Genomic DNA, 26,394 nt, shown 5'->3' on the forward strand with positions numbered 1-26,394 from the left:
ATGAGTGCACAAAACGCCCTCCCGCAATCCGAGCTGGGAATGGATGTTGACCGTTCGAAGATGCAGGTTTCCACAACCGATGTCGCCATCGAAATCACCAATATGCATAAGTGGTATGGTGAGTTTCACGTCCTGCGCGACATCAATCTGAAGGTCATGCGCGGGGAGCGCATCGTTGTTGCCGGACCGTCGGGCTCGGGCAAATCGACCATGATCCGCTGTATCAACCGTCTGGAAGAACACCAGAAGGGCAAGATCGTCGTCGACAATATCGAGCTGACCAACGATCTCAAGAAGATCGATGAAGTGCGCCGCGAAGTCGGCATGGTGTTCCAGCACTTCAATCTCTTCCCGCATCTGACCATTCTGGAAAACTGCACGCTCGCGCCGATCTGGGTGCGCAAGATGCCGAAGAAGCAGGCGGAAGAAATCGCCATGCACTATCTGGCCCGCGTGAAGATTCCGGAACAGGCCAACAAATATCCGGGCCAGCTTTCCGGTGGTCAGCAGCAGCGTGTGGCGATTGCTCGTGCACTGTGCATGAACCCGAAAGTCATGCTGTTCGACGAACCGACATCGGCTCTCGATCCGGAAATGGTGAAGGAAGTTCTGGACACGATGGTGAGCCTCGCTGCCGAAGGCATGACCATGATCTGCGTGACGCACGAAATGGGCTTTGCCCGTCAGGTTGCCAACCGCGTGATCTTCATGGATCAGGGCCAGATCGTCGAGCAGAACTCGCCGGACCAGTTCTTCGACAATCCGCAGCACGAACGCACCAAGCTGTTCCTGAGCCAGATTCTGCACTAATCAGATTAGTGACCTGAAATCGAAACACCCGCCGGTTCGCCGGCGGGTGTTTTTGTTTATTCGTCGTGCGGGCCTTCGCAGAACTGGATGCGATTGCCGAAGGGGTCGATGACCGCCATTACGCGGCCCCACGGCTCATTCTCAATTCCTGGTCGCATGAAGCGGTAACCGCGTGCGTTGACTTCTTTGTGCAGTTCCTCAACACCTTGCATGCGCACGAAAATATTGGCGCCCGGACTTCCGTCGCCGTGATGCTCGCTGAGATGCAGGACAAGCGCACCGCGGGAAACCTGCATATAAAGCGGCATTCCCTCGGCAAATCGATGCTCCCAATCCAGATTGAAGCCGAGAAAGCCGAGATAAAATTCACGGGCTTTCTCTATGTCGAAAATGCGAAAGATCGGACAGGTTTGCTCAAACTGGATTGCCATTCTGAAACGCCTTTGCGACTGATTATTCCGTGACACGGGAGAGGGAAGCAGTGACTGATTTTCAATGGGTGGAGAAACTCGCGCCTGAGCAATACAGCGAATTTCATGAGTTTTATAGTAAAGAATGGTGGACGAGCGAGCGGACGCTTGATGACGTCACTAACATGCTGGCCCATTGTGATTTGCTTCTGTTCTGCCTCGACGCAGAAAGCAGGATCGCAGGTTTCGCCCGCGTTCTCACGGACTTCACCTTCAAGGCGATGGTCTTCGATGTGATCGTGTCGGAGAAGCATCGTGGACGAGGGCTCGGACAAGCCCTTGTTGAACGCGTTCTCAACCATGAAAAGTTGAAGCGTGTGAAAAGTTTTGAACTCTACTGCCCGGAACAGCTTGTGCCCTTCTACGAGAAGCTTGGCTTCGTGAAGGGCACATCCTCGTTACTTTTCAACCAGCGTTAGAACACCGATCTGACTGAATCAGGTTGGTGTTCCAAGTATTTGCTTCGTCGCATTTGCCTCACGCAAAACCGCTGCGCACTTTTGCTGGAAATGCTCTAATCTTCGACAAAACGGCGCAGGCGCTGGAGTGCGTCGTCCCACTGGTTGGAAACGGTTGCGAGATAAGCGCGGGCGTCAATCAATGGCGCAGGATGCAGGCGAAACCTGCTCTCCCGTCCGACCTTTTCCCGCTCGACCAGATTTGCCTGTTCCAGCACGGACAGATGCTTGGTGACAGCCTGCCGGGTGATGCTGCCGTTTTGCGACAGCACCACAATTGAACGGCTTTCGCCATCACTCAGGGTTTCGATGAGCGCCAGCCGGGTCGGATCGGCGAGCGCTGCGAAAACCATGGACATGTCCATACCGGTCATCTCTGGCCTATCATACATTTTCGACGTGTCTTTTGATGTTGCCGACCTGTTCCTCCCAGCCGCCCTCGTTCATCCGCAACGCCAGCGGTCGGCGTTTGGCAGGCAAGGCATCGAAACCACTTTCGACCACCGTCAGCCGCGTTCCGGTCTCGATCGGTTCCAGTTTGAATTCCACCAGCGTCGGCGGCTCCTTGGAATAGTCGATACTGCGGTCCACCGCATAGGGATGCCAGGTGAAGGCAAAGTAGCTTGGTGCCTTCATTTCCTTGATGAGTGATTCCCAAGGCTCGTGCTCGAAACCGGGATAGGTGATGTGGCCGGTCGAACGGGTGCCGACGATGAACGGCCCGTCGATCTTGACCTGAAACCAGCTCCCAAACTCTTCATGATCGGTGAGGGCGCGCCATACGCGGTCGATCCCTGCATGAATATCGACGGTTTTCGCGATGCGGTCAGTATTGCTTGCAATGGTCATGATATGCATCCTCCGTAATTGGCAACTTAATGGTTGCCAATATAGGGTGCTTGACGAAATACGCAACTAAAAAGTTGCATATTTTATTCGGGTGCGGTCGCCTTGTCGGGAAGCGGGAACAACGTCACGAATTTTTCTGCAAGGGTGCGGTCGCCTATCACCTTGAGAATATTGGCGCTTTCCAGCACTGAAAGGGGCTGTCCGCCATAGATGGCGGCAGCCAGCATACGCGGTGAACTTTCGAAATGGAGATCGTATTTCTGCGCTGTGCCGCGCTCTATCCGAATCCCTTCATCGTTCAGCTGTGCGGTAAAATCTTCTCCGTCCAGACGGAGACCGATCACGGCGCGCATACCGAGAGCCCTGTCATGATCCATCATGGTTCTGAGCGACAGCAGGAATGAAGCGGTCGAAATAGGCAGGTTGGGATCATGCTTTGGTGAACGCGCGGCCCAACGACCCAACGTCTGAAGGATGGGTTCGCTCTCATAGCCCCATTCAGTCAGTTCGTAGACCTGCACCGATGCGGGAGGTGGAAGTTTTGTCTTGCGAAGAATGCCTGCTTCTTCCAGCCCTTCAAGCCTCTGGGTGAGGACATTTGCACTCACACCCGGCAGATCAGCCCGCAGATCGCTGAAGCGTTTGGGACCGAACATCAATTCGCGCATAACCAGAAGCGACCAGCGTTCCCCAATCAAATCAAGGGCATGGGCAGCAGCGCAAGCATCGTCATAACTGCGTTTGGCGGCTGGTTTTTCCGGTTTGGTTATTTTTTCTAACTTCATGGTTGCTAATTATAACTTATATGCCATTATGTACAAGCGAACTTTGAGTTCTTCCGATGCCAATTGCGTGAATTGTTTTACGCCCGGAAGGCTCAGGCATCGATTGCATGTCGGGCCTCAGACTCATGGCTCGATCTTATCGCCGGGGGAGCCGGGCAGGCGATAGATAATCGTAAAATAAAATCAGGCCACCTGGCCTTCCAACGGAGGAAATCTTATGCCGAAAATGATATTCGTGAACCTGCCAGTGAAGAATGTTGCGCAGTCGACCAGCTTCTACGAAGCCATCGGGGCTACCAAGAACCCAATGTTCTCGGACGAAACGGCTTCCGGCATGGTCTTTTCGGATACGATCCACGTGATGATCCTTGACCACGAAAAGTTCAGCCAGTTTACGCCGAAAAAGATCGCAGATGCCAACACGGTCAGCGAAGTGCTGGTCTGTTTGTCCGCGGAAAACAAGGCTGAAGTCGATACCACCGTTGAGAAAGCGGTAAACGCTGGCGGTAAGGCGGATCCGGGTCCGAAACAGGACTATGGATTCATGTATGGACGCAGCTTTGAAGATCTTGACGGCCATATCTGGGAGATAATGTGGATGGATATGGAAGAAGCCAAGAAGGTTATGGGCTGAGGAGGAAACAATGTCAGGTCTGACAATCTGTCTCTGGTTCGACAAGCAGGCCGAAGAAGCGGCGAACCACTATGTCTCGATCTTCCGCGCTTGCGGAAGATCGGCTTCCGTCGATGGCTTCATTCGATTTGAGCATGCACACCAGCCCGAAGGCACGGATGTGGTTGTGGCGAACTTCACGCTCGACGGGCAGGCGATATCCGGCCTCAACGGCGGGCCGACCTTCAAGTTTTCCCCGGCAGTTTCGCTTTTCGTCCAATGCAAGGATCAGGTGGAACTGGATATGTTCTGGGAGAAACTGATGGAGGGCGGCGCGCCGATGGAATGCGGCTGGCTGACGGACAAATATGGCTTCTCGTGGCAGGTCGTGCCGCAGATGTTGCTGGATGTCCTGCAGAACGGCACAGCCGAACAGCGCCAGCGCGTGGCCGATGCCGTGATGAAGATGGTCAAGCTCGACGTTGCGATGCTCGAAGCTGCGCGCGACGCAGCTTAATTCCGCACGGCCGCAATGGCATCATAGCCATAGAGCCAGTCCAGATCCTTCAGGAAACTATCCGGACTGCGCATGGCGAAGAGCGTGTTGCGGCCAAGCGCGAAAATGCCGGTGGCGTGATAGGCGAACCTGTTCAACTGGCCGCGCTTGGCAACCGCAGCAATCCGCTCCTTGCGGGCGTTATCGAAGCGCTTCAGCCCTGCTTCGTGGTCGCCACTGTCCAGTGCCTCGGCAATGGCCGCAGCATCCTCGATCGCCATGGCGGCACCTTGTGCAGCAAAAGGTGTGACCGCATGCGAAGCGTCGCCGAGAAAAATCGTCCGGTCCGGCCCGACGAATTGAGCATCTGGCATTTCGAAAAGCGGCCAATAGGTCCACTCATTGGCAGCCGCCAGCACATCGCGAACGGGAGCGCCCCACTCCGCGTAGATGGAGCGCAAGCGCGCCGGATCGCCGGTTCTGGACCAGACTTCGCCGGGGTTTTCGCCCGTCGTGATGGCGACGAAATTGAAGAAACTGCCGCCCTTGACCGGATAGGCGATGAAATGCGCTTGCCTGCCGAGCCATGCTGAAACTGCGTTGCTTGTTACAACAGCGGACGAAAACGATGCGGGGAGGGCATCCGCCGCGAGCGTAGTGCGCCAGGCAATATGGCCGCTGAACCTTGCCTTGCTGAAACCTGCCTTCGAGCGCTCCGCTGACCAGACGCCATCGCAGGCGATCAGATATGCAGCGTCGACAGATTCTTCGGAATTGCCACGGCGGATAGTGGCTACAACAGCGCCGTTTTCGACGCGATGATTTGTGATTTCAGCACCGAGGCTGATGTCGATGCCGGGCTCTTCACAGCAGGCGTCGAGCAAAGCGAATTGCAGATCGGCGCGATGGCAAACGACATAGGGATGGTGCCAGCGCTGAGAAGCCTTGTCGCCAAGCTTCATTTCCATCAGCGGACGCGCTTTGCGCCCATCCATGAGGTAGAGCGCTTCCGGCGTTATGGCTTGTGCAGAAAGACGGCCGGCAACGCCGAGCCGTTCCAGATGACGCATCGCATTGGGTGCAAGTTGCAGGCCAGCACCGACTTCCGAAAGGGTCTCGGCCTTTTCGACAAGCCGGACATTCCAGCCGCGCGCTGCCAGCTCCAATGCTGCCGACAGACCGGCAACTCCGGCCCCGGCAATCAATATGCGCCCTTTGCTCATGTCGATGAGATCATCCGGCATTCAGCCCCGTGAGGCTGCCCAGATCAGGCAGCTTTGTCGGCGGGTGCTTCGTAAACGCAGCCAGCCGGAACGGTTTCGTCGGCATGGAGCTTGGCGTTGTAGCGATAGAGGGTCGAACAATACGGGCAAACGACTTCACTTTCATCACCCATGTCGAGAAACACGTGCGGATGATCGAAAGGCGGGTTTGCACCGACGCACATGAATTCCTTCACGCCGATTTCGATGGCCGCATGGCCGGCGTCGTTCTGAAAGTGAGGAATAATGTGATCGGACATAATATGCTCCGGTTCTGGTCGATGGGCGGTATGAGCATGATCCTGAACCGGGTCCCGGACAGGATCATGCATAGAGATTGGCATGCGTGTACCGCGAAAGTCTTGTTTCCGGAAGCGTTTTCATCAATTCTGAGGACATTTCAAGCTAATTGCTATCAAACTGTCATATGACAGCCATAGGCTTAAGGCAGAGCCGGAATGTTCCGGTGGAAGTCGGGACAGGAAAAATGAGCGAAAACAGCGTTATGGCGAGCGAAACCCCCAACGCGATTGAAGGCGGGACACACGAAATGACAGCCGGACTAGCCCCCAACCCAACCGTCGTTCCCGATGTGGACGTAGCCCCTGACGTTCACAAAGCTTTGAACGGCGAATTGATGCAAAGTTCCGATCGCTTTGTGAATCGCGAGTTTTCCTGGCTGCAATTCAACCGGCGTGTTCTCGAAGAAGCCGCGAATATGCGGCAGCCTCTGCTTGAACGCCTGCGTTTCCTGTCTATCTCCGCCGCCAATCTCGATGAATTTTTTATGGTCCGCATTGCCGGTCTCGCCGCTCAGGTGCGCGCCGGTGTGGCGATGCGCAGCGCCGATGGACGCACGCCGCAGGAACAGCTCGACTTCGTTCTGGACGAAGTAGGGCGCTTGCAGGAAGAACAGCAGGAACGCCTGCGTATGCTGCGCGAGGAACTGGAACAGGACAGCATCGAGATTGTTCGCCCGTCGGCGCTTTCAAAGCCCGAAAAGGAATGGCTTGAAAACCACTTCCTCGAAACGATTTTCCCTGTTCTGACGCCACTCTCCATTGATCCGGCGCATCCGTTCCCGTTCATTCCGAACCTCGGCTTTTCCATCGCCCTGCAGCTTGCGCGCCGCGCCGACAATCATCCGATGACGGCCCTTCTGCGTATTCCGGTCGCGCTCAAGCGCTTCATTCAGCTGCCGACAGACCAGCAAAACACCTACCGCTTCATCACCATCGAGGACGCGGTGAGCCTGTTCATCGGGCGACTGTTCCCCGGTTACGAAGTGCGCGGCGCCGGTACGTTCCGCATCATCCGTGACAGCGATATCGAAGTGGAAGAAGAGGCGGAAGATCTCGTTCGTCTCTTCGAGACAGCACTGAAACGCCGTCGTCGCGGTCAGGTTATCCGCATTGAGTTTGACGGCGAAATGCCAGAAGCCTTGCGCGTCTTCGTGGCGACGGAACTTGGCGTTTCGGAAAACCGCATCAGCGTGCATGAAGGTCTTCTGGCGCTCAACATGATTTCGGAGATCGTTTCGATCCCGCGGGATGACCTCAAATTCGTATCCTACAATCCGCGTTTCCCGGAGCGTATTCGCGAGCATGGCGGCGATTGCTTTGCAGCGATTCGTGAAAAGGACATTGTGGTCCATCACCCCTATGAATCGTTTGACGTGGTGGTGCAGTTCCTGCGGCAGGCTGCAGCCGACCCGGATGTGCTGGCGATCAAGCAGACGCTGTATCGTACCTCCAATGACAGCCCGATCGTGCGCGCATTGGTCGATGCTGCAGAAGCGGGCAAGTCGGTAACGGCGCTGGTCGAGCTGAAGGCACGCTTCGATGAGGAAGCGAATATTCGTTGGGCACGCGATCTGGAGCGCGCGGGCGTTCAGGTGGTGTTCGGCTTCATCGAATTGAAAACCCACGCGAAAATGTCGCTCGTGGTACGCCGTGAAGATCAGAAGCTGCGCTCCTATGTGCATCTGGGCACGGGCAACTATCACCCGATCACGGCGCGTATCTATACCGACCTGTCGTTCTTTACGTCGGACGCGGATATTGCTCGCGACGTGGCGCATATCTTCAATTTCATCACGGGCTATGCCCAGCCTGCCGAAGAGATGAAGATAGCGATTTCACCTTTCACACTTCGCGCGCGAATCCTCAAGCACATCGAGGACGAGGTTGCGCATGTGAAGGCGGGGCGTCCGGCTGCGATCTGGATGAAGATGAACTCGCTGGTTGATCCACAGATTATTGACGCGCTCTACGTGGCGAGCCAGGCGGGCGTGCAGATTGATCTGGTCGTGCGTGGCATCTGCTGCCTGCGTCCGGGCGTTCCGGGGCTTTCCGACAATATTCGCGCCAAGTCGATTGTCGGACGTTTTCTCGAGCACAGCCGCATTTTCTGCTTCGGAAATGGCAATGACCTGCCTTCCGACAAGGCAATCGTCTATATCGGTTCCGCCGACATGATGCCGCGCAATCTTGATCGCCGCGTGGAGACGCTTGTTCCGATCACAAATGCAACAGTGCATCAACAAATCCTGTCGCAAATCATGTTTGCCAACATAATTGATAACCAACAGAGCTATCAGCTACTTGCGGACGGCACCTCTCGCCGGATAGAAAAAGAAGCAGGAGAGGAAGCTTTCAACGCGCAGGAATATTTCATGACCAATCCTAGCCTGTCGGGTCGCGGAAAGTCGCTGAAGTCTTCGGCCCCCCGCCTTATCGCGCATCGCAAGCGCGCGCAGGCGGAAAGAAAAACGACTGCATGAGTCCAGCTGTAGCACAAGGCCGCCTCAAGGGACTCAAGCCCGTCGCGGTCATCGACATTGGCTCGAACTCGATCCGTGTCGTCATCTATGAAGGCATCGTCCGTTCGCCGACGGTGCTTTTCAATGAAAAGATACTTTGCGGCCTCGGAAAGGGCCTCGCGAAAACCGGCAAGCTCAACGAGAAATCCGTTGAAGCGGCCCTTCGTGCGCTGAAGCGTTTTCGCGCTCTGGCCGAACAGGCCGGCGCGGTTTCCATTCACGCGCTGGCGACTGCGGCTGCACGCGAAGCGAAAAACGGTCCGGATTTCATCGCACAGGCGGAAGCCATTCTCGGCCGGCACATCGAGGTGCTGTCCGGCAAGGAAGAAGCCTATTACTCGGCGCTCGGCATTATTTCCGGTTTCTTCCAGCCGAAGGGTGTCACGGGCGATCTCGGCGGCGGCAGCCTTGAGCTGATCGCGGTGGACGACCACGAGGTAGGCGAGGGGATCACCTTGCCGCTCGGTGGCCTGCGCTTGCAGGATATGTCCGATGGACGGCTGCCAGAGGCAACCAAGATTGCACGCACGGAACTCGCAAAGGCGACGCTTCTGCAAGCCCATCAGGGCCAGGTTTTCTATGCGGTCGGCGGCACCTGGCGTAACCTTGCCAAGCTGCATATGACGGCGAAGAACTATCCGCTGCACGTCATGCACGGCTACGAGATGAATCCGGTGGACGCGCAGAGCTTCCTCAAGCGCGTTGCCAAGGGCAATCTCGACACGATGCGCGGCATTGAAGCTGTTTCGAAAAACCGCCGTCAACTTTTGTCTTATGGCGCCACGGTGCTGCTCGAGACGATCCGTCTGATGAAGCCCTCCAAGATCGTTTTCTCGGCGCTCGGCGTGCGTGAAGGCTATCTTTATTCGCTTCTGCCGAAGAACGAGCAGCGGCTCGATCCGCTGCTGGCCTCGGCAGACGAACTGTCCATTCTGCGCTCGCGCTCTCCGCGTCATGCCCGCGAACTGGCAACCTGGACAACATTGTCCTTGCCGGTCCTCGGGTTTGACGAAACCGAGGACGAAGCGCGCTACCGACAGGCTGCCTGCCTCGTGGCCGACATAAGCTGGCGTGCGCATCCCGATTATCGCGGATCGCAGGCGCTGAACATCATCGCTCACGGCTCGTTCGGCGGTATCGACCACGCCGGACGTTCCTTCATGGCGCTTGCCAATTATTATCGCCATGAAGGGCTGATCGAAGACGAGATTGCGCCGGAGATCATGCAGCTCGCCACGCCGCGCCTGCGTGAACGGGCAAAGCTGCTTGGAGCCTTGCTGCGGGTGGTCTACCTTCTGTCGGCTTCGATGCCGGGCGTCATCCCGCGCCTTGTCTGGCGTGAGGAAGAAAACGGCATTGCACTTGTCGTACCGGGAGACCTGGCCGATCTGATTTCGGATCGTCCCGAAGGCCGCTTGCAGCAGCTCTCCAAACTGACCGGAAAGAACATCTATTTCGCGGTTGGTGATGCAGCCATCGAGGGGACGCGGGAATAAGGCAGTAAGTGAGTAGGGCAGTAAGGCAATATGTTAATGCGCGCGTTAAACACACTGCCTTACTGCCCTATTGCCTTACTCCCCTAACTCAACTGCCCTGATCCGCCGGTTCTCGAACTTGATGACGATCTTGCCGTCGATAAGATCGAGGGCTTTCTGACCGAAAACCTCGCGACGCCAGCCATGCAGGGCAGGCACATTGGCCTTGTCGCCTTCCGAGGCGATCTTGTCGATGTCGTCGGAATTCGCCACGATCTTTGCCGCGACGCCGTGCTCTTCCGTCACAAGCTTGAGCAGAACCTTGAGGATATCTGCAGCGGCGGCGCTGCCTTCCGGCGAATGCGACGGCTTCGGCAATTTTGGCAAATCTTCCTTCGGGATTTCAAGCGCGGACTGGATCGCGGCGACAAGCCCTGCAGCCTGTGCCGAACGCTCCCAACCCTTCGGGATCGAGCGGAGACGGCCCAGTGCTTCCGCGTCACGCGGCTGCTGCTGTGCGATTTCGGCTATGGTGTCGTCCTTGATGATACGCCCACGCGGCACATTGCGCTCGCGCGCTTCGCGTTCGCGCCAGGCGGCGACAGCCTGTACAATCGCAAGTTCCAGCGGTTTGCGGACGCGTGCCTTGACCCGGCGCCACGCATCGTCAGGGTGCATGTCATAGGTTTCGCGGGAAGTCAGCACCGCCATTTCCTCGTTCACCCACTCGCTGCGACCTTCTTTCTCAAGTTCTTCCTTCAGATAGAGATAGATATCGCGCAGATAGGTAACGTCGGCCAGTGCATAGTCGAGCTGCTTGTCTGAAAGCGGGCGACGGCGCCAGTCGGTAAACCGGGACGACTTGTCGATCTGCTTGCCGGTGACCTTCTGCACAAGCTGGTCATAGGAAATGGCATCGCCAAACCCGCAAACCATTGCCGCTACCTGACTGTCGAAGACAGGCGACGGGATGAGATCGCCGAGGTGGAAGACGATTTCGATGTCCTGCCGTGCTGCGTGGAAAACCTTGACGATCGTCTCGTCGGCCATCAAGCGGAAGAACGGCGCGAGGTCGAGCCCCGGCGCAAGCGCATCCACAAGCGCCGTATGGTCAGGCGAGGCCATCTGGATGAGGCACAATTCCGGCCAGAACGTCGTTTCACGGATGAACTCCGTGTCGACTGTAACGAAATCGGATTTGGCGAGGGCGGATACGGCCTCTTCGAGAGCCTGTGTTGTCGTAATCAGATGCATGTCTACCTTTTAGAGCATTTCCAGCAAAAGTGCGAAGCGGTTTTGCGTCGGATAATGCGACAAAACAAAGAGACAGAGCTTTGCCGCTTGTCGCGAAATAATCAGGAACTGGCGCTCCACTTAATACGCACATAGTGTTTTTTGTCGACACGTTACGTCAAGGTGGTTTAACACCAAAACCCGCAGGGAATGCAGACTTGACAAAACCCGGTCAAAATGCGCTTTTCCGCGAGAATTTAAAGCGTTTCCGTCAGCAAGGACTGACTTATTATTCCAAAGGCAGAAATCATGCACCGTTACCGCAGCCATACCTGCGCAGCCCTTCGCAAGACGGACGTTGGTTCGAACGTTCGCCTTTCCGGATGGGTTCACCGCGTCCGTGACCATGGCGGCATTCTCTTCATCGATCTTCGCGATCATTATGGCATTACCCAGATCGTGGCCGATCCCGATTCGCCCGCCTTCAAGGTTGCCGAAACCGTTCGCGGCGAATGGGTTATCCGTGTCGATGGTGAAGTGAAGGCCCGCGCAGGCGATGCGGTCAATACCAATCTGCCGACCGGCGAAGTCGAAATCTTCGCAACCGAAATCGAAGTGCTGGCCGCTGCCAAGGAACTGCCGCTGCCTGTATTCGGCGAGCCGGACTACCCGGAAGATATCCGCCTGAAGTACCGTTTCCTCGACCTTCGCCGTGAAACGCTGCACAAGAACATCATGAGCCGCACCAAGATCATTGCCGCGATGCGTCGCCGCATGACCGAAATCGGCTTCAATGAGTTCACCACGCCGATCCTGACAGCTTCCTCGCCGGAAGGCGCGCGCGATTTCCTCGTGCCGAGCCGTATTCATGAAGGCAAGTTCTACGCGCTGCCGCAGGCGCCGCAGCAGTACAAACAGCTTCTGATGGTTGCCGGTTTCGACCGCTACTTCCAGATCGCGCCGTGCTTCCGCGACGAAGACCCGCGGGCAGACCGTCTGCCGGGCGAGTTCTACCAGCTCGACCTCGAAATGAGCTTCGTGACCCAGGAAGAAGTATGGGAAACGATGGAACCAGTCATGCGCGGCATCTTCGAAGAGTTTGCCGAAGGCAAGCCGGTGACGCAGCAGTTCCGTCGCATTGCCTATGACGATGCGATCCGCACCTATGGTTCGGACAAGCCGGATTTGCGCAACCCTATTGAAATGCAGGCTGTGACCGAGCATTTCGCCGGTTCGGGCTTCAAGGTCTTCGCAAACATGATCTCCAACGATCCGAAGGTCGAAGTCTGGGCAATTCCGGCCAAGACCGGTGGTTCGCGCGCATTCTGTGACCGCATGAATTCCTGGGCGCAGAGCGAAGGCCAGCCGGGTCTCGGCTATATCTTCTGGCGCAAGGAAGGCGACAAGCTTGAAGGCGCTGGTCCGATTGCCAAGAACATCGGTGAAGAGCGCACGGAAGCGATCCGCACGCAGATGGGTCTCGAAGACGGCGATGCCTGCTTCTTCGTTGCCGGTCTGCCGTCCAAGTTCTACAAGTTCGCTGGCGATGCCCGCACGCGCGCTGGTGAAGAACTGAACCTCGTCGATCGTGATCGTTTCGAACTGGCATGGATCATCGACTTCCCGTTCTACGAATGGGACGAAGACAACAAGAAGCTCGACTTCGCACACAATCCGTTCTCCATGCCGCAGGGCGGTATGGACGCTCTGGAAAACCAGGACCCGCTTGCGATCAAGGCTTACCAGTACGATCTCGTCTGCAACGGCTTTGAAATCGCCTCGGGTTCGATCCGTAACCAGCTGCCTGACGTGATGGTCAAGGCATTTGAAAAGGTTGGCTTGAGCCAGCAGGACGTGGAAGAGCGTTTCGGCGGTCTTTATCGTGCGTTCCAGTACGGTGCACCTCCGCATGGCGGCATGGCTGCCGGTATCGACCGCGTCATCATGCTTCTGGTCGGTGCAAAGAATCTGCGCGAAATCTCGCTGTTCCCGATGAACCAGCAGGCACTTGATCTTCTGATGAACGCGCCTTCGGATGTGTCGCCCGCGCAGCTGCGCGACCTGCATATTCGTCTGGCTCCCGTACAGAAGAGCTAAACGACCTCTATAAAAAAGTAAAAACCCGGCCTTGAGCCGGGTTTTTTATTAGGTGAAAAAAGCCCGGTGAGTCTTCTCACCGGGCTTTTTCATTTTAGTTGTTAGCGTCGACGCTGACTTTGAGAAGCTGGATGATCTTCGTCGGGTCCAGCGATGCGGTGGCAACGATGGAAGCGAAGGTCACCGGCTGGTCCGGCGATGCGCTGATGGTCAGCGACTTCGGATCGTCGAAGAACTTGTCGGATGCGGCCTTGAGCTGCTGGGCAAAATCCGGGTTCTTCAGCTGTGTCGCCATCAGCGGAACCATCATCTTCATCTGCTCGCCAAGCTGCTTGCCATCCGCGCCCTGCTGCTTGCCGTAATAGTCGAGAAGCTTCTGGGTCAGGGTTTCATTGTCGAAGCGGATCGACAGGTTCTTCAGGTTCAGCTGTTCCGCCAGACCCAGAATTGCAAGTCCGGCAGCATCCTTGTCTGCGTCGGCCTTGCTCATGTTTTCCTGTGTCTTCTGGACGGCTTCGAGGAAGGCCAGATCATAGCCACCGAGGCTGCCGGTGATGTTGATCTTGCCAAGTTCCTCGGCCTGAAGTTCCAGCTGGTCCAGCGATGTGTCGCCCGAAGTCGGCGACCAGCTGCCCTTGGAGTTCAGCGAGCCGTTGAAGGTGTTCATGTCGAGCGGTGCAAGCGGGTTCTTGCCGCCCTTCTCAAAGGTCGCGTCGATATTGGCGATGGTCCAGACATAGCCGATCTTCTCGGCCTTGTTGGAGGTGTCGAGCGACAGGTCGAAACCCTTTACGGTGGCGCCATCCGTGCCGGGGGTGCCGAACTGGATTTCGTCAATCTTCAGCTTGTCATACATGACCATGCTGTCGAGCGGACCCTTGGCGGTTTCCGACGGAATATGCACGTTCTGCATGGCAAGGCCCTTGATCTCGGCCTTGTCGTTCTTGTCTTCCTCGCCAGCAAAGGCAAGATCGGGCACGGTGACCTGTTCGATGCTGTAGCCGCCGTCCGGCGCATCCTGAACGTTCTGGAGCGTCACGTCGCCGAGGGCGGTTTCTTTTTCGCCCACCGTCGGCAGCTTGATCTTGGTGCCCTGGAGCACGATGTCTGAGCCGTTCGCCTGAACATTGGCGAAGTTCAGTTCGCCACCCTGTTTCGCATAAAGTGCCTTGATACGCTCGGCGACTGCATTGGCGTCAGCTGCCATGGCCGCGCCGCCGAAAATCAGCGAAAGCGCTGTACCTGCAGCCAAAACACGTGCCGCTGGCTTGATATTGACGAAAACCTGCATTCGAAGCTCCTGCCTAATCTCTAATATAGCGCGGCATTCATAGGCGGAAATCACTCGCAATAACAACATGATTTCCTCATCCTGCGATTGCAGCCGGGGAAACTTACCCTTGATACCTCTATAGGACACAAATGGCGGCAGGATTGCGACTATTACACACTAATGTACTGGATTGGTTCTCCTGAACTCTTGCTGGCGAATCGCGCAGTTGGTACTGAGAGACATGGGAAAAAGTCTGATTCCGCCGGATGACGGCGAAGAACACATCGAACGGGTCGATCTCAAATCGGCTCTCGAGGAACGTTACCTCGCTTATGCGCTGTCGACGATCATGCATCGTGCGCTGCCGGACGTGCGCGACGGCTTGAAGCCGGTGCATCGTCGCATCATGCACGCCATGCGTCTGCTGCGTCTCAATCCCGATCAGGCCTATGCAAAATGCGCCCGTATCGTCGGTGATGTGATGGGTAAGTTCCATCCGCATGGCGATGCGTCGATCTACGATGCGCTGGTGCGTCTGGCGCAGGATTTCGCGGTGCGTTATCCGCTCGTGGACGGGCAGGGCAACTTCGGCAATATCGACGGCGATAACGCGGCTGCCATGCGTTACACCGAAGCGCGTATGACGGAAGTGGCGACGTTGCTGCTGGAAGGCATCAACGAAAACGCCATCGATTTCCGCCCGACCTATAATGAAGAGGACGAAGAGCCGATCGTTCTGCCGGGCGCTTTCCCGAACCTGCTTGCAAACGGTTCGGCGGGCATTGCGGTCGGCATGGCGACCAATATTCCGCCGCATAATGTGGCGGAGCTTTGCTCGTCGGCGCTCTATATCATCAATCATCCTGACGCGCCGGTTGAGGAACTCGTTACCTCGCCGGAGCAATGGGAAGAACTGAAGCGCGAAGCCGAGACCGACCCGGCTGCTCTGTTGAAGTGCAAGGTGCGTGGCCCGGATTTCCCGACCGGCGGCATCCTTGTCGAAGAGCATGGCAATATCCTGGAAGCCTATCGCACGGGCCGCGGCGCATTTCGCGTCCGTGCGCGCTGGGAGAAGGAAGAGGGCAATCGCGGCACCTGGGTGATCGTCGTCACCGAAATTCCCTATCAGGTTCAGAAATCGCGCCTGATCGAAAAGATTGCCGAGCTGCTGCTGGCAAAGAAGCTGCCATTGCTCGACGACATTCGTGACGAGTCGGCGGAAGACATCCGTATCGTTCTGGAGCCGAAGAACAGGACGGTCGATCCTGAACTGCTGATGGAATCGCTTTTCAAGCTGACCGAGCTGGAAAGCCGCGTTTCGCTGAACATGAACGTGCTGTCACATGGCAAGGTGCCGAATGTTCTGTCGTTGGGCAGCGTTCTGCGCGAGTGGCTCGACCACCGCAAGGAAGTGCTTGTCCGCCGTTCGCAATTCCGTCTGGCGGAAATCGAAAGACGCCTGGAAATCCTTGGCGGCTTCCTGATCGCCTATCTTAATCTGGATGAAGTGATCCGCATCATCCGCGAGGAGGATGAGCCGAAGCAGGACCTGATGCGGACTTTCGAGCTGACCGACGTTCAGGCCGAGTCGATCCTCAATATGCGCCTGCGTTCGTTGCGCAAGCTCGAGGAATTCGAAATCCGCAAGGAGTTCGACGATCTCACCGTCGAGAAGACCGATCTCGAAGGGTTGCTCGCTTCGGGTACACGCCAGTGGAAGAAGATCAGCGCCGAAATCAAGTCGGTGCGCGAAAAGTTTGGTCCGAAGACCAAGCTCGGCGCGCGTCGCACGACCTTTGCCGATGCGCCGACCCATGATCTGGAAGATATTCATCAGGCGATGATCGAGCGTGAGCCGGTCACGATCGTGGTTTCGGAAAAGGGCTGGCTGCGCGCGATGAAGGGGCATCTGGCCGATTTCTCGACGCTCGCCTTCAAGGAAGGCGACAAGCTCAAGCTCGCTTTCCATGCCGAGACGACGGACAAGCTTCTGTTCTTCACGACGGGCGGCAAGTTCTTCACCATCGGCGCAAACACGCTGCCTGGCGGTCGCGGCCATGGCGAGCCGATCCGCATCCTTGTCGATATGGAAAACGATCAGGATATCTTGACGGCCTTCGTGCATGATCCATCCGCGAAACTGCTGCTCGTCAGCCATGAAGGTAACGGTTTCATCGTTCCGGAAAACGAAGCGGTCGCCAACACCCGCAAGGGTAAGCAGGTGATGAACGTCAAGGCGCCGGACGAGGCGAAGCTTTGCCAGCGCGTTTCCGGCGATCATATCGCTGTCGTTGGCGAGAACCGCAAGATGGTGGTCTTCCCGCTTTCCGACATTCCGGAAATGACACGCGGCAAGGGCGTGCGCCTGCAAAAATACAAGGATGGCGGTGTTTCCGACGTTCGCACCTTTGCACTTGCCGAGGGGCTTTCCTGGCAGGATTCGGCAGAGCGCACCTTCAATCGCAACAAGGAAGAGCTTGTCGAGTGGATCGGCGCACGCGCCTCTGCGGGCCGTCTGGTGCCGAAGGGGTTTCCGCGTTCAGGCAAGTTCTAAGTGTCTGATCTAAAAGTCGCCATGCCGGTCTAAAATGGCAATTTCTGTGCTTCCGGTGCTCACGTACCTTTATGTACGCTGCGCTCCGGTTCTCGAAATCACCATTTTCACCACGGCCTGCCGCTTTTTGATTCAGACACTGCGCAAACGGATCAATAAAAAAGCGGCTTTCGCCGCTTTTTATGTCTAACCCTCAAACCGTTGCCAGCCGCGGGGGCCCAGATGCTCCTGCGGGGTAAAGCGGATCTTGTATTGCATCTTGCGTGATCCCTCGACCCAATAGCCGAGATAGACATGCGGCAGACCGGCGGCGTGTGCGCGCTGGATATGATCGAGGATCATGTAGGTCCCAAGCGACCGGTCATGCATATGCGGTGAGAAGAACGAATAAACCATAGACAGGCCATCGGCCATTACATCGGTGAGTGCTACAGCGATCAGCTCACCGTCGCCCTTGGCGCTGATGAAGCTTTCCGGACCGCGCTTGCGATATTCGATGATCTGCGTGTTCACATGCGTATCCTCGATCATCATCGCATAGTCGAGGACGGTCATGTCCGACATGCCGCCTGAACGGTGACGCGCGTCGAGATAATCGCGAAAAAGTGCATATTGTTCGGTGCTGGGCTGGGCTTTGTGCACGCGCCCGATCAGGTCATTATTCTGCGTCCAGACGCGGCGCATGTTGCGCGTCATCTTGAACTCTCCGGCAAGGATGCGAACGGATATGCAGGCCCTGCACAGTTCGCAAGCCGGACGATAGGCAATGTTCTGGGAACGGCGGAAGCCGCCTTGGGTCAGAAGATCGTTGATCTCGTTCGCTTTGTCGCCGACCAGATGCGTAAAGACTTTTCGCTCCATCTGACCCTCAAGATAGGGACAAGGCGACGGAGCTGTCAGAAAGAACTGCGGAGACTGTTGCGGTTGATGGGTCATTCAATATCCACGAAATGGCTTAACTTATTCGCTTTGACGCGTTTTCCTACACAAAACCGCTTCGCACTTTTGCTGGAAATGCTCTGGCAAAACCATCACGATACTATCTCTAAAGATTGAGCCGACGGCACAAAACGTCAATAGGCATTTTGCGCAGCCGGCTCTGAATTTTTTTGATCTGAAGCATCGACCCGAAAATCCGAATAGACTTTGGGGTCGATGCGTCGATTCAACTCTATGCGTTTATCGATCTGAACGGATCACAGCCGTGCCGAGCAGAAGATCATGCACCGTGCGCTTGCGGTCGAGAACCAGCGAAGCGAGCAGGATCAGCGGTGTCAGCACCACGTTGAGACCCCAGAACAGAACCGTGTGCACGATTGCGAGCATCGGATCGACCGTGCCGCCTTCGAGCCGGACGAGCTTGATGTTCATCATCTGCATGCCTTTGGTGGCCTGCTGCGGTCCACCCAGAGTGCGTGCAATGTAAAACAGCGCCACCATTGGAAACATGATGCCATAGAGCATCCAGCCAAGGCTGAGCGTAATGATGCCGAGGATTGCAATGACGATTGCTGCCGGGATGCAGAGCAGAAAGACAATCAGGTAATCGATAAGAAAAGCCATAATACGGCGCGTGCGCACGCCTTCAAAGAATGCGCGGCTTTCATAACGCGGGCCCATGACTTCGCCGTGCAGAATATGGTCGGACATTTTTCCTTCCAGTCGTTTCCAAGGAAGCGTCCGGGGGAGTTTGACAACCGGCGCTGTCCCGCTACCTCAGCGGAACAGTCATCAACATGGTAACCAAAACCGGCGGTTTCAAGGAAATTTGAAGATTTCCTGCCGAAAGGACTTGCCGTTTAACCCTGTTGCTTAAGCTTTTCAGCCACTTCGATTGCGAAGTAAGTAAGAATTCCGTCGCAACCGGCGCGCTTGAACGCCATGAGGCTCTCCATCATCACCTTTTCTTCGTCAATCCAGCCATTGATCCCGGCGGCCTTGATCATCGCGTATTCGCCCGACACCTGATAGGCATAGGTGGGAAGGCGGAATTCGCTTTTCAGGCGATGGATGATGTCGAGATAGGGCAAACCCGGCTTGACCATCAGCATATCTGCGCCTTCAGCAATATCCTGCTCGGCTTCGCGCACGGCTTCTTCCGGATTGGCCGGGTCGAGATAATAGGTCTTCTTGTCGCCCTTCAGCAGCCCCTGCGTGCCGATGGCATCGCGATAAGGACCATAAAAGGCGGAAGCGAATTTGGTGGCATAAGACATGATCGGCAGATGGCAGAACCCATGTTCATCCAGCGCCTGACGCACGGCGCCGACGCGACCGTCCATCATATCGGACGGAGCAATAATATCCGCACCGGCTTCAGCTTGCGAAAGCGCACCACGAACCACCATGGCGACCGATTCGTCGTTGACGATCTCGCCGTTCCGCAAAATGCCGTCATGGCCATGCGTGGTGAAGGGATCGAGCGCCGCGTCGGTGATGATGCCGATTTCAGGCACTTCCTTCTTGATTGCGCGCACGGCGCGATTGATCAGATTGTCCGGGCTTGCGACGAAAGCGCCGTCCTCAGTCTTCACTTCCAGCTTTTCGCGCGGGAAGGGGGCAATGGCGGGAATGCCGAGCCTGGCGGCTTTTTCCGCCATGCGAACAGCCATGTCGACCGAATAGCGTTCGACACCGGGCATTGCTTCCACAGGTTCTGCTACACCGGTTCCATAGGTCAGGAAGAACGGCAGGATGAGATCATCGACCGTCAGCCGGGTTTCCTGCACCAGCCTGCGCGACCAGTCGGCCTTGCGCATACGGCGCAGACGTCTGCTGCCGGTAACGTCATCGACATGCTGGCTGATATTGGTGGGCAGATATTTGGATTGGCGGTCGGTCATTTGAATAATCCCGAGAAGTGAAGCCTTAATTCCCAAATTTTGGAGGCTGATATCGGATGCGCACCGTTTATCATGGGAAAAGTGATGAAACCAAGAACATTGACCTGTGCAGGATTGACGCGGGGCGTCTCACTTTCTACCCATTTGATGGAACGGGAGACATGATATGCAGATTGACTTCGGCGGCGGCAGCGAAATCAGCTTTGAACGCAAGGGAAAAGCGGGGCTTGTGAAGCTTACGCGGACCGAGGCCCTCAATGCGCTCACGCATAAAATGATTCTGGCGCTGGATCGCGCATTGCAGGCCTGGGAAGACGATCCTGAAGTGGCCTGTGTGATTCTCGAAGGCGAAGGGCGCGCATTCTGCGCAGGCGGTGATGTGGTTGCCGCCTACAAGGCCGGTCAGGCCGGAACACCTGCTTACGAATTCTTCCGCGACGAATATCGGCTCAATGCGCGCATTGGCCGGTTTCCAAAACCCTATATCTCGCTGATCAACGGGATCGTCATGGGCGGTGGTGCGGGCATTTCCGTTCACGGTTCGCACCGCATCGTGACGGAAAACACCATGTTTGCCATGCCGGAAACCGGCATCGGATTCTTCCCGGATGTGGGTGGCAGCGCTTTCCTGCCGCATCTGCACGACAATTTCGGATATTATCTTGCGCTGACCGGCAACCGAATCCGCTGGGGCGATTGCCTGCAGAGCGGGATTGCGACACATGCCATCGCCGCAAGTGATCTGCAGGATGTGCGGGACGACATCATCGCAACCGCCGACATTGATGCGGCTCTGACGCGCAGCCAGTATCCCGATTTTGAAACCGCTGTTGAAACGCGCCAGATCATTGCGGAATGCTTTTCCGGCGCAACGCTTGCCGATTGCATGGCTTCGCTGGAAAAGGAAGCCGAAGCGGGCAGCAAGGCCGCAATGGACATCGTGAAGGTGATCGCCACGCGTTCACCAACCAGTGTCGCGGTTACTTTCCGCCAGATTGCCGATGGTCGTCCGCTCGATCTCGATGATTGCATGCGCATGGAATACCGCATTGCCAACCGGATGCTGGAAGCGCACGATTTCTATGAAGGCGTTCGCGCATTGCTCATAGACAAGGACGGTGCGCCGAACTGGAAACCCGCAACGCTCGACGAAGTGAAGCCCGAACAGGTCAATGTCTATTTTGCAAATCTGGGTGACAAGGAACTGACCTTGTGGTGAGGATCGGCTGATGCATATGAACGAGCTGCGCCAGCATACCCAGCCGAGCGGAACCGAATGGGCCTTCACATGGTTCGTTCGGATACTCGCCCTGGTGGCCCTGGCAAGTGGTGTTTTCTACTGGATCAGGCTGATCGGTATTCAACCGGGACTTCTATGGCGTTTCGATCTGATGCCGTGGCCCTGGCAGACTGCGGTTGTGGCTCTGGCCGTTCTGATGCCCGTTGCTGCGACAGGTCTGTGGATGCGCGCACCGTGGGGGCCTGTGCTCTGGTTCGTAGCAGCGCTCGGCGAAATCGCCATCTATTCCGTTTTTTCCCGGCATTTCGAATACAAGCCGCTGACAGTTGGGTTCAACGCGGCCTGCATCGTCATTTTTATCGCTTTTCGTATTCTGCTCTTCTTCGAAAAGAGACGGCAGGCCCGTGCGAGCCTGCCGATCTAGCTTCTAGAGCGCTTGCGTACCCTCATAGCGGGCAAAGGGCTTCGTCATCTGGCCTTTGAAAAGCAGAACATCATAGGTATCGGCTTTGCTGCCCGGCATTTCCATGCCCGGCGATCCCATCGGCATGCCGGGTGCAGTCAGCCCCGTTGCCTGCGGACGTTCGGCCAGCAGCCGCTTGACTGCACCGGCAGGAACATGCCCCTCGATGACATATCCATCGACGACTGCCGTGTGGCATGAGGCGAGATTGGCACCAACGCCATACTTTGTCTTTACGGTGTCCATCGCTTCCTCGACTTTAACCGTCACATTGAAGCCAGCAGCTTTCATATGTTCAGCCCAGCCCTCGCAGCAGCCGCAATAGGGATCTTTATACATGGTCATTTGCGGAGCTGCGGTAACCGGTTCAGCATGAGCGAAACTCACAAAGCCGGTAAAGCTTAACAGCCCGCCGACCACGAAATAATGTGCAAGACGAAGCGCCATGGTCCCTCCAATGGATTGTAGATGGCTCGTATTTAGCCGGTATCCAGACACTTCTCAAATGACGAAAGTTTAATGTAGCAGGCCTTTCTAACGCCCGGAAAACCGGCATTCTTGCGCTGTAACAATGTATCCGGGCGCGGTCCAGCAAATGGCGCGGAGTAAGCAAACATTAAGCCTGAATGGTCAATCTGTCCGGTAAGTTACTGTTAAGGCTGACTTTTAAGTCGAATTTTATGCATCTCCCCTAAATTCCTCTCAAGACACGGTGAGAAACAATACACCGCATAAAACAGGACAGAGAGCTGCATCATGGTTTCATGGAATGCGGCTCCGACAGAGAGGCAAAAGAAATGATCAACGCACAGCGCAAGACGGACATATCCGCTCCGCTCACGACACCGGAAACCGCACTTCGTTCGCTTTATCTGGAAGCGCTCCAGCTGGTCGAGCGCCTGCATCGCCGCCTGCTCGACGTCGTCAAGGACGAGTTCGACCGCAATGGCCAGAGCGACATCAATGCGACGCAGGCGCTTCTGCTCTTCAACATCGGCAATTCGGAACTGACCGCCGGTGAACTGCGCTCGCGCGGTTACTATCTCGGCTCGAACGTTTCGTACAACCTGAAGAAGCTGGTCGAAATGGGCTTCATTCATCATCAGCGCTCGCGCGTTGACCGTCGTTCGGTGCGCGTCAGCTTGACGGACAAGGGCAATGCTATTGCCGATCAGGTGGCTTCGCTCTACGAACGCCATATCTCCTCGATCGAACAGGTTGGCGGTATTCAGGTCGAAGAATTCACGGCGATGAACAAGTCGCTGCAGCGTCTCGACCGTTTCTGGAACGACAGCATCGCTTACCGGCTCTAAAGAAAGCGGGTCGGTGTTAACTGACTGACTGCTTTGTTGCAGAACTGTCACAACAGGCTGCCATTGAGAAGAATAAGGCGCTGTGAAGCTCCCAATCGTAAGGCGCATGGCTTGAAATTCGGGCCATGCGACATGATTAAGCCATAAAAAACGACATAAGCGTTTTAGAGCGGCACGGGCAATATTGTGCCACCTTCAGTCAGGAATGGGCTCGAAATCGAATTTCGGATGAGCGAGCAGCTTTGCATCGTCTGCAGTCCGGATATCGCCTTGTTGACCTATTGCTGATATTCTCTGGGAAGATCCCGCGCGAGCGGTTAGCCTTTTGGGACTAAGCAAAATGACCAAGACCGACAGACCAGCCGATACTTTAAGAGTAGACCGCCGCAGTTTCCTGCGCGGCGCGGCAACCGCCGGCCTTTCCGTGGCAGCCTCCGCCATGGTTTCCTCGGCTTACGCTCAACAAGCTCTGACCGATGTAATCTCATCGTCGCGTCGCGGCAACTGGGCTGACCAGTTCGATGCCCGCGCGACGGGTGGCCAGCGGGTCGCAACCAACCAGCCGGTTTTGAGCCCGCAGACGGTTGGCAATCTCCAGACCGCTATCGCTCAATATACCGACATTGCCGGCCGCGGTGGCTGGCCGAGCGTTCCGGGTAATACAAAACTCCAGATCGGCGTCACCGATCCGTCCGTCCAGGCACTGCGCAAGCGCCTCATGATTTCTGGCGATCTGCCACAGGAAGCCGGGCTTTCCAGTTCTTTCGACACCTATGTCGATGCTGCCGTGAAGCGCTTCCAGTCCCGTCATGGTCTGCCGGCCGACGGCGTCATGGGACAGTTCACCTATGCGGCCATGAATGTGGACGCGAATACGCGCCTCGGCCAGCTCCAGACCAATCTGCAGCGTCTTTCGCCTCTCGCCAATCAGGGCCTGCAGGAACAGCGTTTCGTGATGGTCAACATCCCGGCTGCGCGTATCGAAGCCGTTGAAGGCGGCAGCGTCATGCAGCGCCATACGGCAGTTGTCGGCAAGATCGACCGCCAGACGCCGATCCTCAATTCGAAGATTCACGAAGTCATTCTCAATCCTTACTGGACTGCGCCGAAGTCGATCATCCAGAAGGATATCATTCCGCTGATGCGGAAGGACCCGCAATATCTGGCGAAGAACAAGATCCGCCTTTACGACCAGTCCGGTCAGGAAGTGGCGCCGGAAAGCATCGACTGGAATACGGACGATGCAGTGAAGCTGATGTTCCGTCAGGATCCGGGCAAGATCAACGCCATGTCCTCGACCAAGATCAACTTCCACAACCAGTACGCCGTTTACATGCACGACACGCCGCAGAAGAGCTATTTCAACAAGCTCATGCGTTTCGACTCGTCGGGCTGCGTTCGCGTCCAGAACGTGCGCGACCTCGATGTGTGGCTGCTGAAGAACACCGCAGGCTGGGATCGTCAGAACATCGAAAGCACGATCAAGTCGGGCACGAACACGCCGATCCAGCTCGCCGATCCGGTTCCGCTGCACTTTGTTTACATTACTGCGTGGTCTACCGGCGACGGCGTGGTGCAGTTCCGCGACGACATCTACAAGATGGATGGCGCAACCGAACTCGCTCTTGGCACCGACACCTGATTCTCATCTTGAGTTTGATTTTCCAAAGCCGTCCGGACCCGTTCCGGGCGGCTTTTTAGTTGCAAGGCATTTATCAAATCGGTTTGCCGCATTTTGGAATAAGCTTTTCGCTTTGCGACCATTGGCCTTGTGCATTCAAGTGTGATAATGCGCCTCATCCATATAGCTTTTACCGGCTAACCCGGAGGGTGTGAAACATGTCTCAAGCCAACGCCGCCGCCAAGAACGCGTCGTCCGACGTTTTCTTCAATGCAAGCCTCGAGGACAGCGATTCCGAGATTTTCGGAGCAATCCGCAACGAACTCGGTCGTCAGCGCCATGAAATCGAGCTGATTGCCTCGGAAAACATCGTTTCGCGCGCTGTTCTCGAAGCGCAGGGTTCCATCCTCACCAACAAATATGCCGAAGGCTATCCGGGCAAGCGCTATTATGGCGGCTGCCAGTATGTCGACGTCGTGGAAGAACTGGCCATCGAACGCGCCAAGAAGCTCTTCGGCGCCGAATTTGCCAACGTTCAGCCGAACTCGGGCAGCCAGATGAACCAGGCCGTGTTCCTTGCGCTTCTTCAGCCGGGCGACACGTTCATGGGCCTCGACCTCAATTCGGGTGGTCACCTGACCCACGGCTCGCCGGTCAACATGTCCGGCAAGTGGTTCAATGTCGTGTCCTATGGCGTTCGCAAGGACGACCATCTGCTCGACATGGATGAAGTTGCCCGCCTCGCACGCGAGAACAAGCCGAAGCTCATCCTCGCAGGCGGTACTGCTTACTCGCGCGTCTGGGACTGGAAGCGTTTCCGCGAGATCGCCGATGAAGTCGGTGCCTATCTCATGGTCGATATGGCGCATATTGCCGGTCTCGTTGCCGGTGGCGTCCATCCTTCGCCGGTTCCGCATGCGCATGTCTGCACCACGACGACGCACAAGTCGCTTCGCGGACCACGCGGTGGCATGATCCTCACCAACGACGCCGACATCGCCAAGAAGATCAATTCGGCTGTGTTCCCGGGTCTTCAGGGTGGTCCGCTGATGCACGTCATCGCCGGTAAGGCTGTTGCTTTTGCCGAAGCGCTGAAGCCGGAGTTCAAGCTTTATGCCAAGAACGTCGTCGACAATGCGCGCGCGCTCGCCGAAGAACTGAAGTCCAATGGCCTCGACATCGTCTCGGGTGGCACCGATAACCATCTGATGCTGGTCGATCTGCGTCCGAAGAACGCAACCGGCAAGCGTGCAGAGGCTGCTCTTGGCCGCGCCAACATCACCTGCAACAAGAACGGTATTCCGTTCGATCCTGAAAAGCCGTTTGTCACGTCCGGCGTCCGCCTCGGCACGCCTGCTGGCACCACGCGCGGTTTCGGCGTAACCGAGTTCAAGGAAATTGGTTCGCTGATCGCCGAAGTGCTGGATGGTCTGAAGGCTGCCAATTCCGATGAAGGCAATGCCGCTGTCGAACAGGCCGTGAAGGAAAAGGTCATGGCCTTGACCGACCGTTTCCCGATGTATGGCTATCAGGGTTAAGCCTGCTTCCATGATTGAGATGAAGCCCCGTTCAACTCTGTTGAGCGGGGCTTTTTCATTGTCGCATCTGGTAGGTAGCTTACCGCTTATGGGCTATGATCGCCGGGAATCGGTTGACGATGGCAAAGCTCTTGAGTTTTTGGCGGGGGTGTCCCCACATATGAGCTGTTCGTCGCCAGT

25 protein-coding genes are annotated in these 26,394 nt (G+C 56.4%); 13 read left to right on the forward strand and 12 right to left on the reverse strand.

What is annotated here, in order from left to right; translation table 11 throughout:
* A complete protein-coding gene (locus CES86_RS16475; RefSeq protein ID WP_012092357.1) occupies positions 1 to 810 on the forward strand; it encodes an amino acid ABC transporter ATP-binding protein in 810 nt (269 codons plus the stop codon).
* A gap of 56 nt (positions 811 to 866) precedes the next feature.
* Here the strand turns inward: CES86_RS16475 and CES86_RS16480 are convergent, their stop codons facing one another.
* Entirely contained in the window at positions 867 to 1,241 is a 375-nt protein-coding gene (locus CES86_RS16480) for a glyoxalase superfamily protein (protein WP_029925143.1), read from the reverse strand.
* A 50-nt stretch (positions 1,242 to 1,291) separates the two neighbouring features.
* Here CES86_RS16480 and CES86_RS16485 point away from each other — a divergent pair, with 50 nt between their 5' ends.
* Positions 1,292 to 1,699 (forward strand): GNAT family N-acetyltransferase, encoded by a 408-nt coding sequence (locus CES86_RS16485; RefSeq protein ID WP_029925142.1) that lies wholly within the window; start codon positions 1,292 to 1,294, stop codon positions 1,697 to 1,699.
* A gap of 95 nt (positions 1,700 to 1,794) precedes the next feature.
* On the opposite strand, the gene CES86_RS16490 is transcribed toward CES86_RS16485, so the two are convergent.
* The 3 genes from CES86_RS16490 to CES86_RS16500 form a co-directional block, all read right to left on the reverse strand.
* Entirely contained in the window at positions 1,795 to 2,112 is a 318-nt protein-coding gene (locus CES86_RS16490; protein ID WP_029376230.1) for an ArsR/SmtB family transcription factor, read from the reverse strand.
* 10 nt (positions 2,113 to 2,122) lie between these two features.
* Positions 2,123 to 2,587 (reverse strand): SRPBCC family protein, encoded by a 465-nt coding sequence (locus CES86_RS16495; RefSeq protein WP_029925141.1) that lies wholly within the window; start codon positions 2,585 to 2,587, stop codon positions 2,123 to 2,125.
* Positions 2,588 to 2,670: 83 nt separating this feature from the next.
* Positions 2,671 to 3,372, reverse strand: coding sequence for a winged helix-turn-helix transcriptional regulator (locus CES86_RS16500; protein WP_010661070.1), 702 nt, complete (start codon positions 3,370 to 3,372; stop codon positions 2,671 to 2,673).
* 217 nt (positions 3,373 to 3,589) lie between these two features.
* Between CES86_RS16500 and CES86_RS16505 the strand changes: the two genes are divergently transcribed.
* Together CES86_RS16505 and CES86_RS16510 are read left to right on the forward strand one after the other, a co-directional pair.
* Positions 3,590 to 4,006 carry a VOC family protein gene (locus tag CES86_RS16505; protein ID WP_010661071.1) on the forward strand — a complete coding sequence of 139 codons (417 nt, stop codon included), beginning with the start codon at positions 3,590 to 3,592 and terminating at the stop codon, positions 4,004 to 4,006.
* Positions 4,007 to 4,016: 10 nt separating this feature from the next.
* Positions 4,017 to 4,502, forward strand: a complete 486-nt coding sequence (locus CES86_RS16510) for a VOC family protein (protein WP_029925140.1) — start codon at positions 4,017 to 4,019, stop codon at positions 4,500 to 4,502.
* On the opposite strand, the gene CES86_RS16515 is transcribed toward CES86_RS16510, so the two are convergent.
* Positions 4,499 to 5,704 carry an FAD-binding protein gene (locus CES86_RS16515; RefSeq protein ID WP_036595907.1) on the reverse strand — a complete coding sequence of 402 codons (1,206 nt, stop codon included), beginning with the start codon at positions 5,702 to 5,704 and terminating at the stop codon, positions 4,499 to 4,501. The two genes, CES86_RS16510 and CES86_RS16515, sit on opposite strands and share 4 nt — an antisense overlap.
* Positions 5,705 to 5,748: 44 nt before the next feature.
* Positions 5,749 to 6,003 (reverse strand): zinc-finger domain-containing protein, encoded by a 255-nt coding sequence (locus CES86_RS16520; RefSeq protein WP_010661074.1) that lies wholly within the window; start codon positions 6,001 to 6,003, stop codon positions 5,749 to 5,751.
* A gap of 290 nt (positions 6,004 to 6,293) precedes the next feature.
* On the opposite strand from CES86_RS16520, the gene CES86_RS16525 reads away from it, so the two are divergent.
* Positions 6,294 to 8,525 carry an RNA degradosome polyphosphate kinase gene (locus CES86_RS16525; RefSeq protein WP_043062647.1) on the forward strand — a complete coding sequence of 744 codons (2,232 nt, stop codon included), beginning with the start codon at positions 6,294 to 6,296 and terminating at the stop codon, positions 8,523 to 8,525.
* Positions 8,522 to 10,060, forward strand: a complete 1,539-nt coding sequence (ppx, locus tag CES86_RS16530; RefSeq protein ID WP_010661076.1) for an exopolyphosphatase — start codon at positions 8,522 to 8,524, stop codon at positions 10,058 to 10,060. The genes CES86_RS16525 and ppx overlap by 4 nt, the downstream gene beginning before the upstream one ends.
* A 75-nt stretch (positions 10,061 to 10,135) precedes the next feature.
* On the opposite strand, the gene rnd is transcribed toward ppx, so the two are convergent.
* Positions 10,136 to 11,293, reverse strand: coding sequence for a ribonuclease D (gene rnd / locus CES86_RS16535; RefSeq protein WP_010661077.1), 1,158 nt, complete (start codon positions 11,291 to 11,293; stop codon positions 10,136 to 10,138).
* A gap of 288 nt (positions 11,294 to 11,581) precedes the next feature.
* Here rnd and aspS point away from each other — a divergent pair, with 288 nt between their 5' ends.
* Complete coding sequence (gene aspS / locus CES86_RS16540; RefSeq protein ID WP_029925137.1) at positions 11,582 to 13,369, forward strand: aspartate--tRNA ligase; 1,788 nt, start codon at positions 11,582 to 11,584, stop codon at positions 13,367 to 13,369.
* Positions 13,370 to 13,463: 94 nt separating this feature from the next.
* Here the strand turns inward: aspS and CES86_RS16545 are convergent, their stop codons facing one another.
* On the reverse strand, positions 13,464 to 14,660 hold the full coding sequence (locus CES86_RS16545; RefSeq protein WP_029925135.1) for a hypothetical protein: 1,197 nt from the start codon (positions 14,658 to 14,660) through the stop codon (positions 13,464 to 13,466).
* Positions 14,661 to 14,883: 223 nt separating this feature from the next.
* On the opposite strand from CES86_RS16545, the gene CES86_RS16550 reads away from it, so the two are divergent.
* Complete coding sequence (locus CES86_RS16550) at positions 14,884 to 17,196, forward strand: DNA topoisomerase IV subunit A (RefSeq protein ID WP_010661080.1); 2,313 nt, start codon at positions 14,884 to 14,886, stop codon at positions 17,194 to 17,196.
* Positions 17,197 to 17,382: 186 nt separating this feature from the next.
* Here the strand turns inward: CES86_RS16550 and CES86_RS16555 are convergent, their stop codons facing one another.
* From CES86_RS16555 to hemB, 3 genes are all read right to left on the reverse strand, one after another.
* On the reverse strand, positions 17,383 to 18,132 hold the full coding sequence (locus tag CES86_RS16555) for an arginyltransferase (RefSeq protein ID WP_012092346.1): 750 nt from the start codon (positions 18,130 to 18,132) through the stop codon (positions 17,383 to 17,385).
* Positions 18,133 to 18,375: 243 nt separating this feature from the next.
* Positions 18,376 to 18,846, reverse strand: coding sequence for an RDD family protein (locus tag CES86_RS16560; protein WP_010661082.1), 471 nt, complete (start codon positions 18,844 to 18,846; stop codon positions 18,376 to 18,378).
* Positions 18,847 to 18,995: 149 nt separating this feature from the next.
* Complete coding sequence (gene hemB, locus CES86_RS16565) at positions 18,996 to 20,039, reverse strand: porphobilinogen synthase (RefSeq protein ID WP_012092345.1); 1,044 nt, start codon at positions 20,037 to 20,039, stop codon at positions 18,996 to 18,998.
* Between the two features lie 166 nt (positions 20,040 to 20,205).
* Between hemB and CES86_RS16570 the strand changes: the two genes are divergently transcribed.
* Together CES86_RS16570 and CES86_RS16575 are read left to right on the forward strand one after the other, a co-directional pair.
* Entirely contained in the window at positions 20,206 to 21,258 is a 1,053-nt protein-coding gene (locus CES86_RS16570) for an enoyl-CoA hydratase/isomerase family protein (protein WP_029925130.1), read from the forward strand.
* A 10-nt stretch (positions 21,259 to 21,268) separates the two neighbouring features.
* On the forward strand, positions 21,269 to 21,703 hold the full coding sequence (locus tag CES86_RS16575) for a DUF6163 family protein (protein WP_012092343.1): 435 nt from the start codon (positions 21,269 to 21,271) through the stop codon (positions 21,701 to 21,703).
* A gap of 3 nt (positions 21,704 to 21,706) precedes the next feature.
* Here the strand turns inward: CES86_RS16575 and CES86_RS16580 are convergent, their stop codons facing one another.
* Positions 21,707 to 22,189 (reverse strand): DUF411 domain-containing protein, encoded by a 483-nt coding sequence (locus CES86_RS16580; protein WP_094514921.1) that lies wholly within the window; start codon positions 22,187 to 22,189, stop codon positions 21,707 to 21,709.
* Between the two features lie 350 nt (positions 22,190 to 22,539).
* Here CES86_RS16580 and ldtR point away from each other — a divergent pair, with 350 nt between their 5' ends.
* The 3 genes from ldtR to glyA all read left to right on the forward strand — a co-directional run bounded on the left by ldtR (position 22,540) and on the right by glyA (position 26,214).
* Complete coding sequence (ldtR, locus tag CES86_RS16585) at positions 22,540 to 23,055, forward strand: transcriptional regulator LdtR (protein ID WP_010661087.1); 516 nt, start codon at positions 22,540 to 22,542, stop codon at positions 23,053 to 23,055.
* 340 nt (positions 23,056 to 23,395) lie between these two features.
* Positions 23,396 to 24,697: a L,D-transpeptidase family protein gene (locus CES86_RS16590; protein WP_010661088.1), complete on the forward strand. Its 1,302-nt coding sequence runs from the start codon at positions 23,396 to 23,398 to the stop codon at positions 24,695 to 24,697.
* A 197-nt stretch (positions 24,698 to 24,894) separates the two neighbouring features.
* Complete coding sequence (gene glyA, locus CES86_RS16595; RefSeq protein ID WP_094514922.1) at positions 24,895 to 26,214, forward strand: serine hydroxymethyltransferase; 1,320 nt, start codon at positions 24,895 to 24,897, stop codon at positions 26,212 to 26,214.
* Positions 26,215 to 26,394 lie beyond the last annotated feature (180 nt).

It is taken from the genome of Brucella lupini, from assembly GCF_002252535.1.
Classification (GTDB): Bacteria; Pseudomonadota; Alphaproteobacteria; order Rhizobiales; family Rhizobiaceae; genus Brucella; species Brucella anthropi.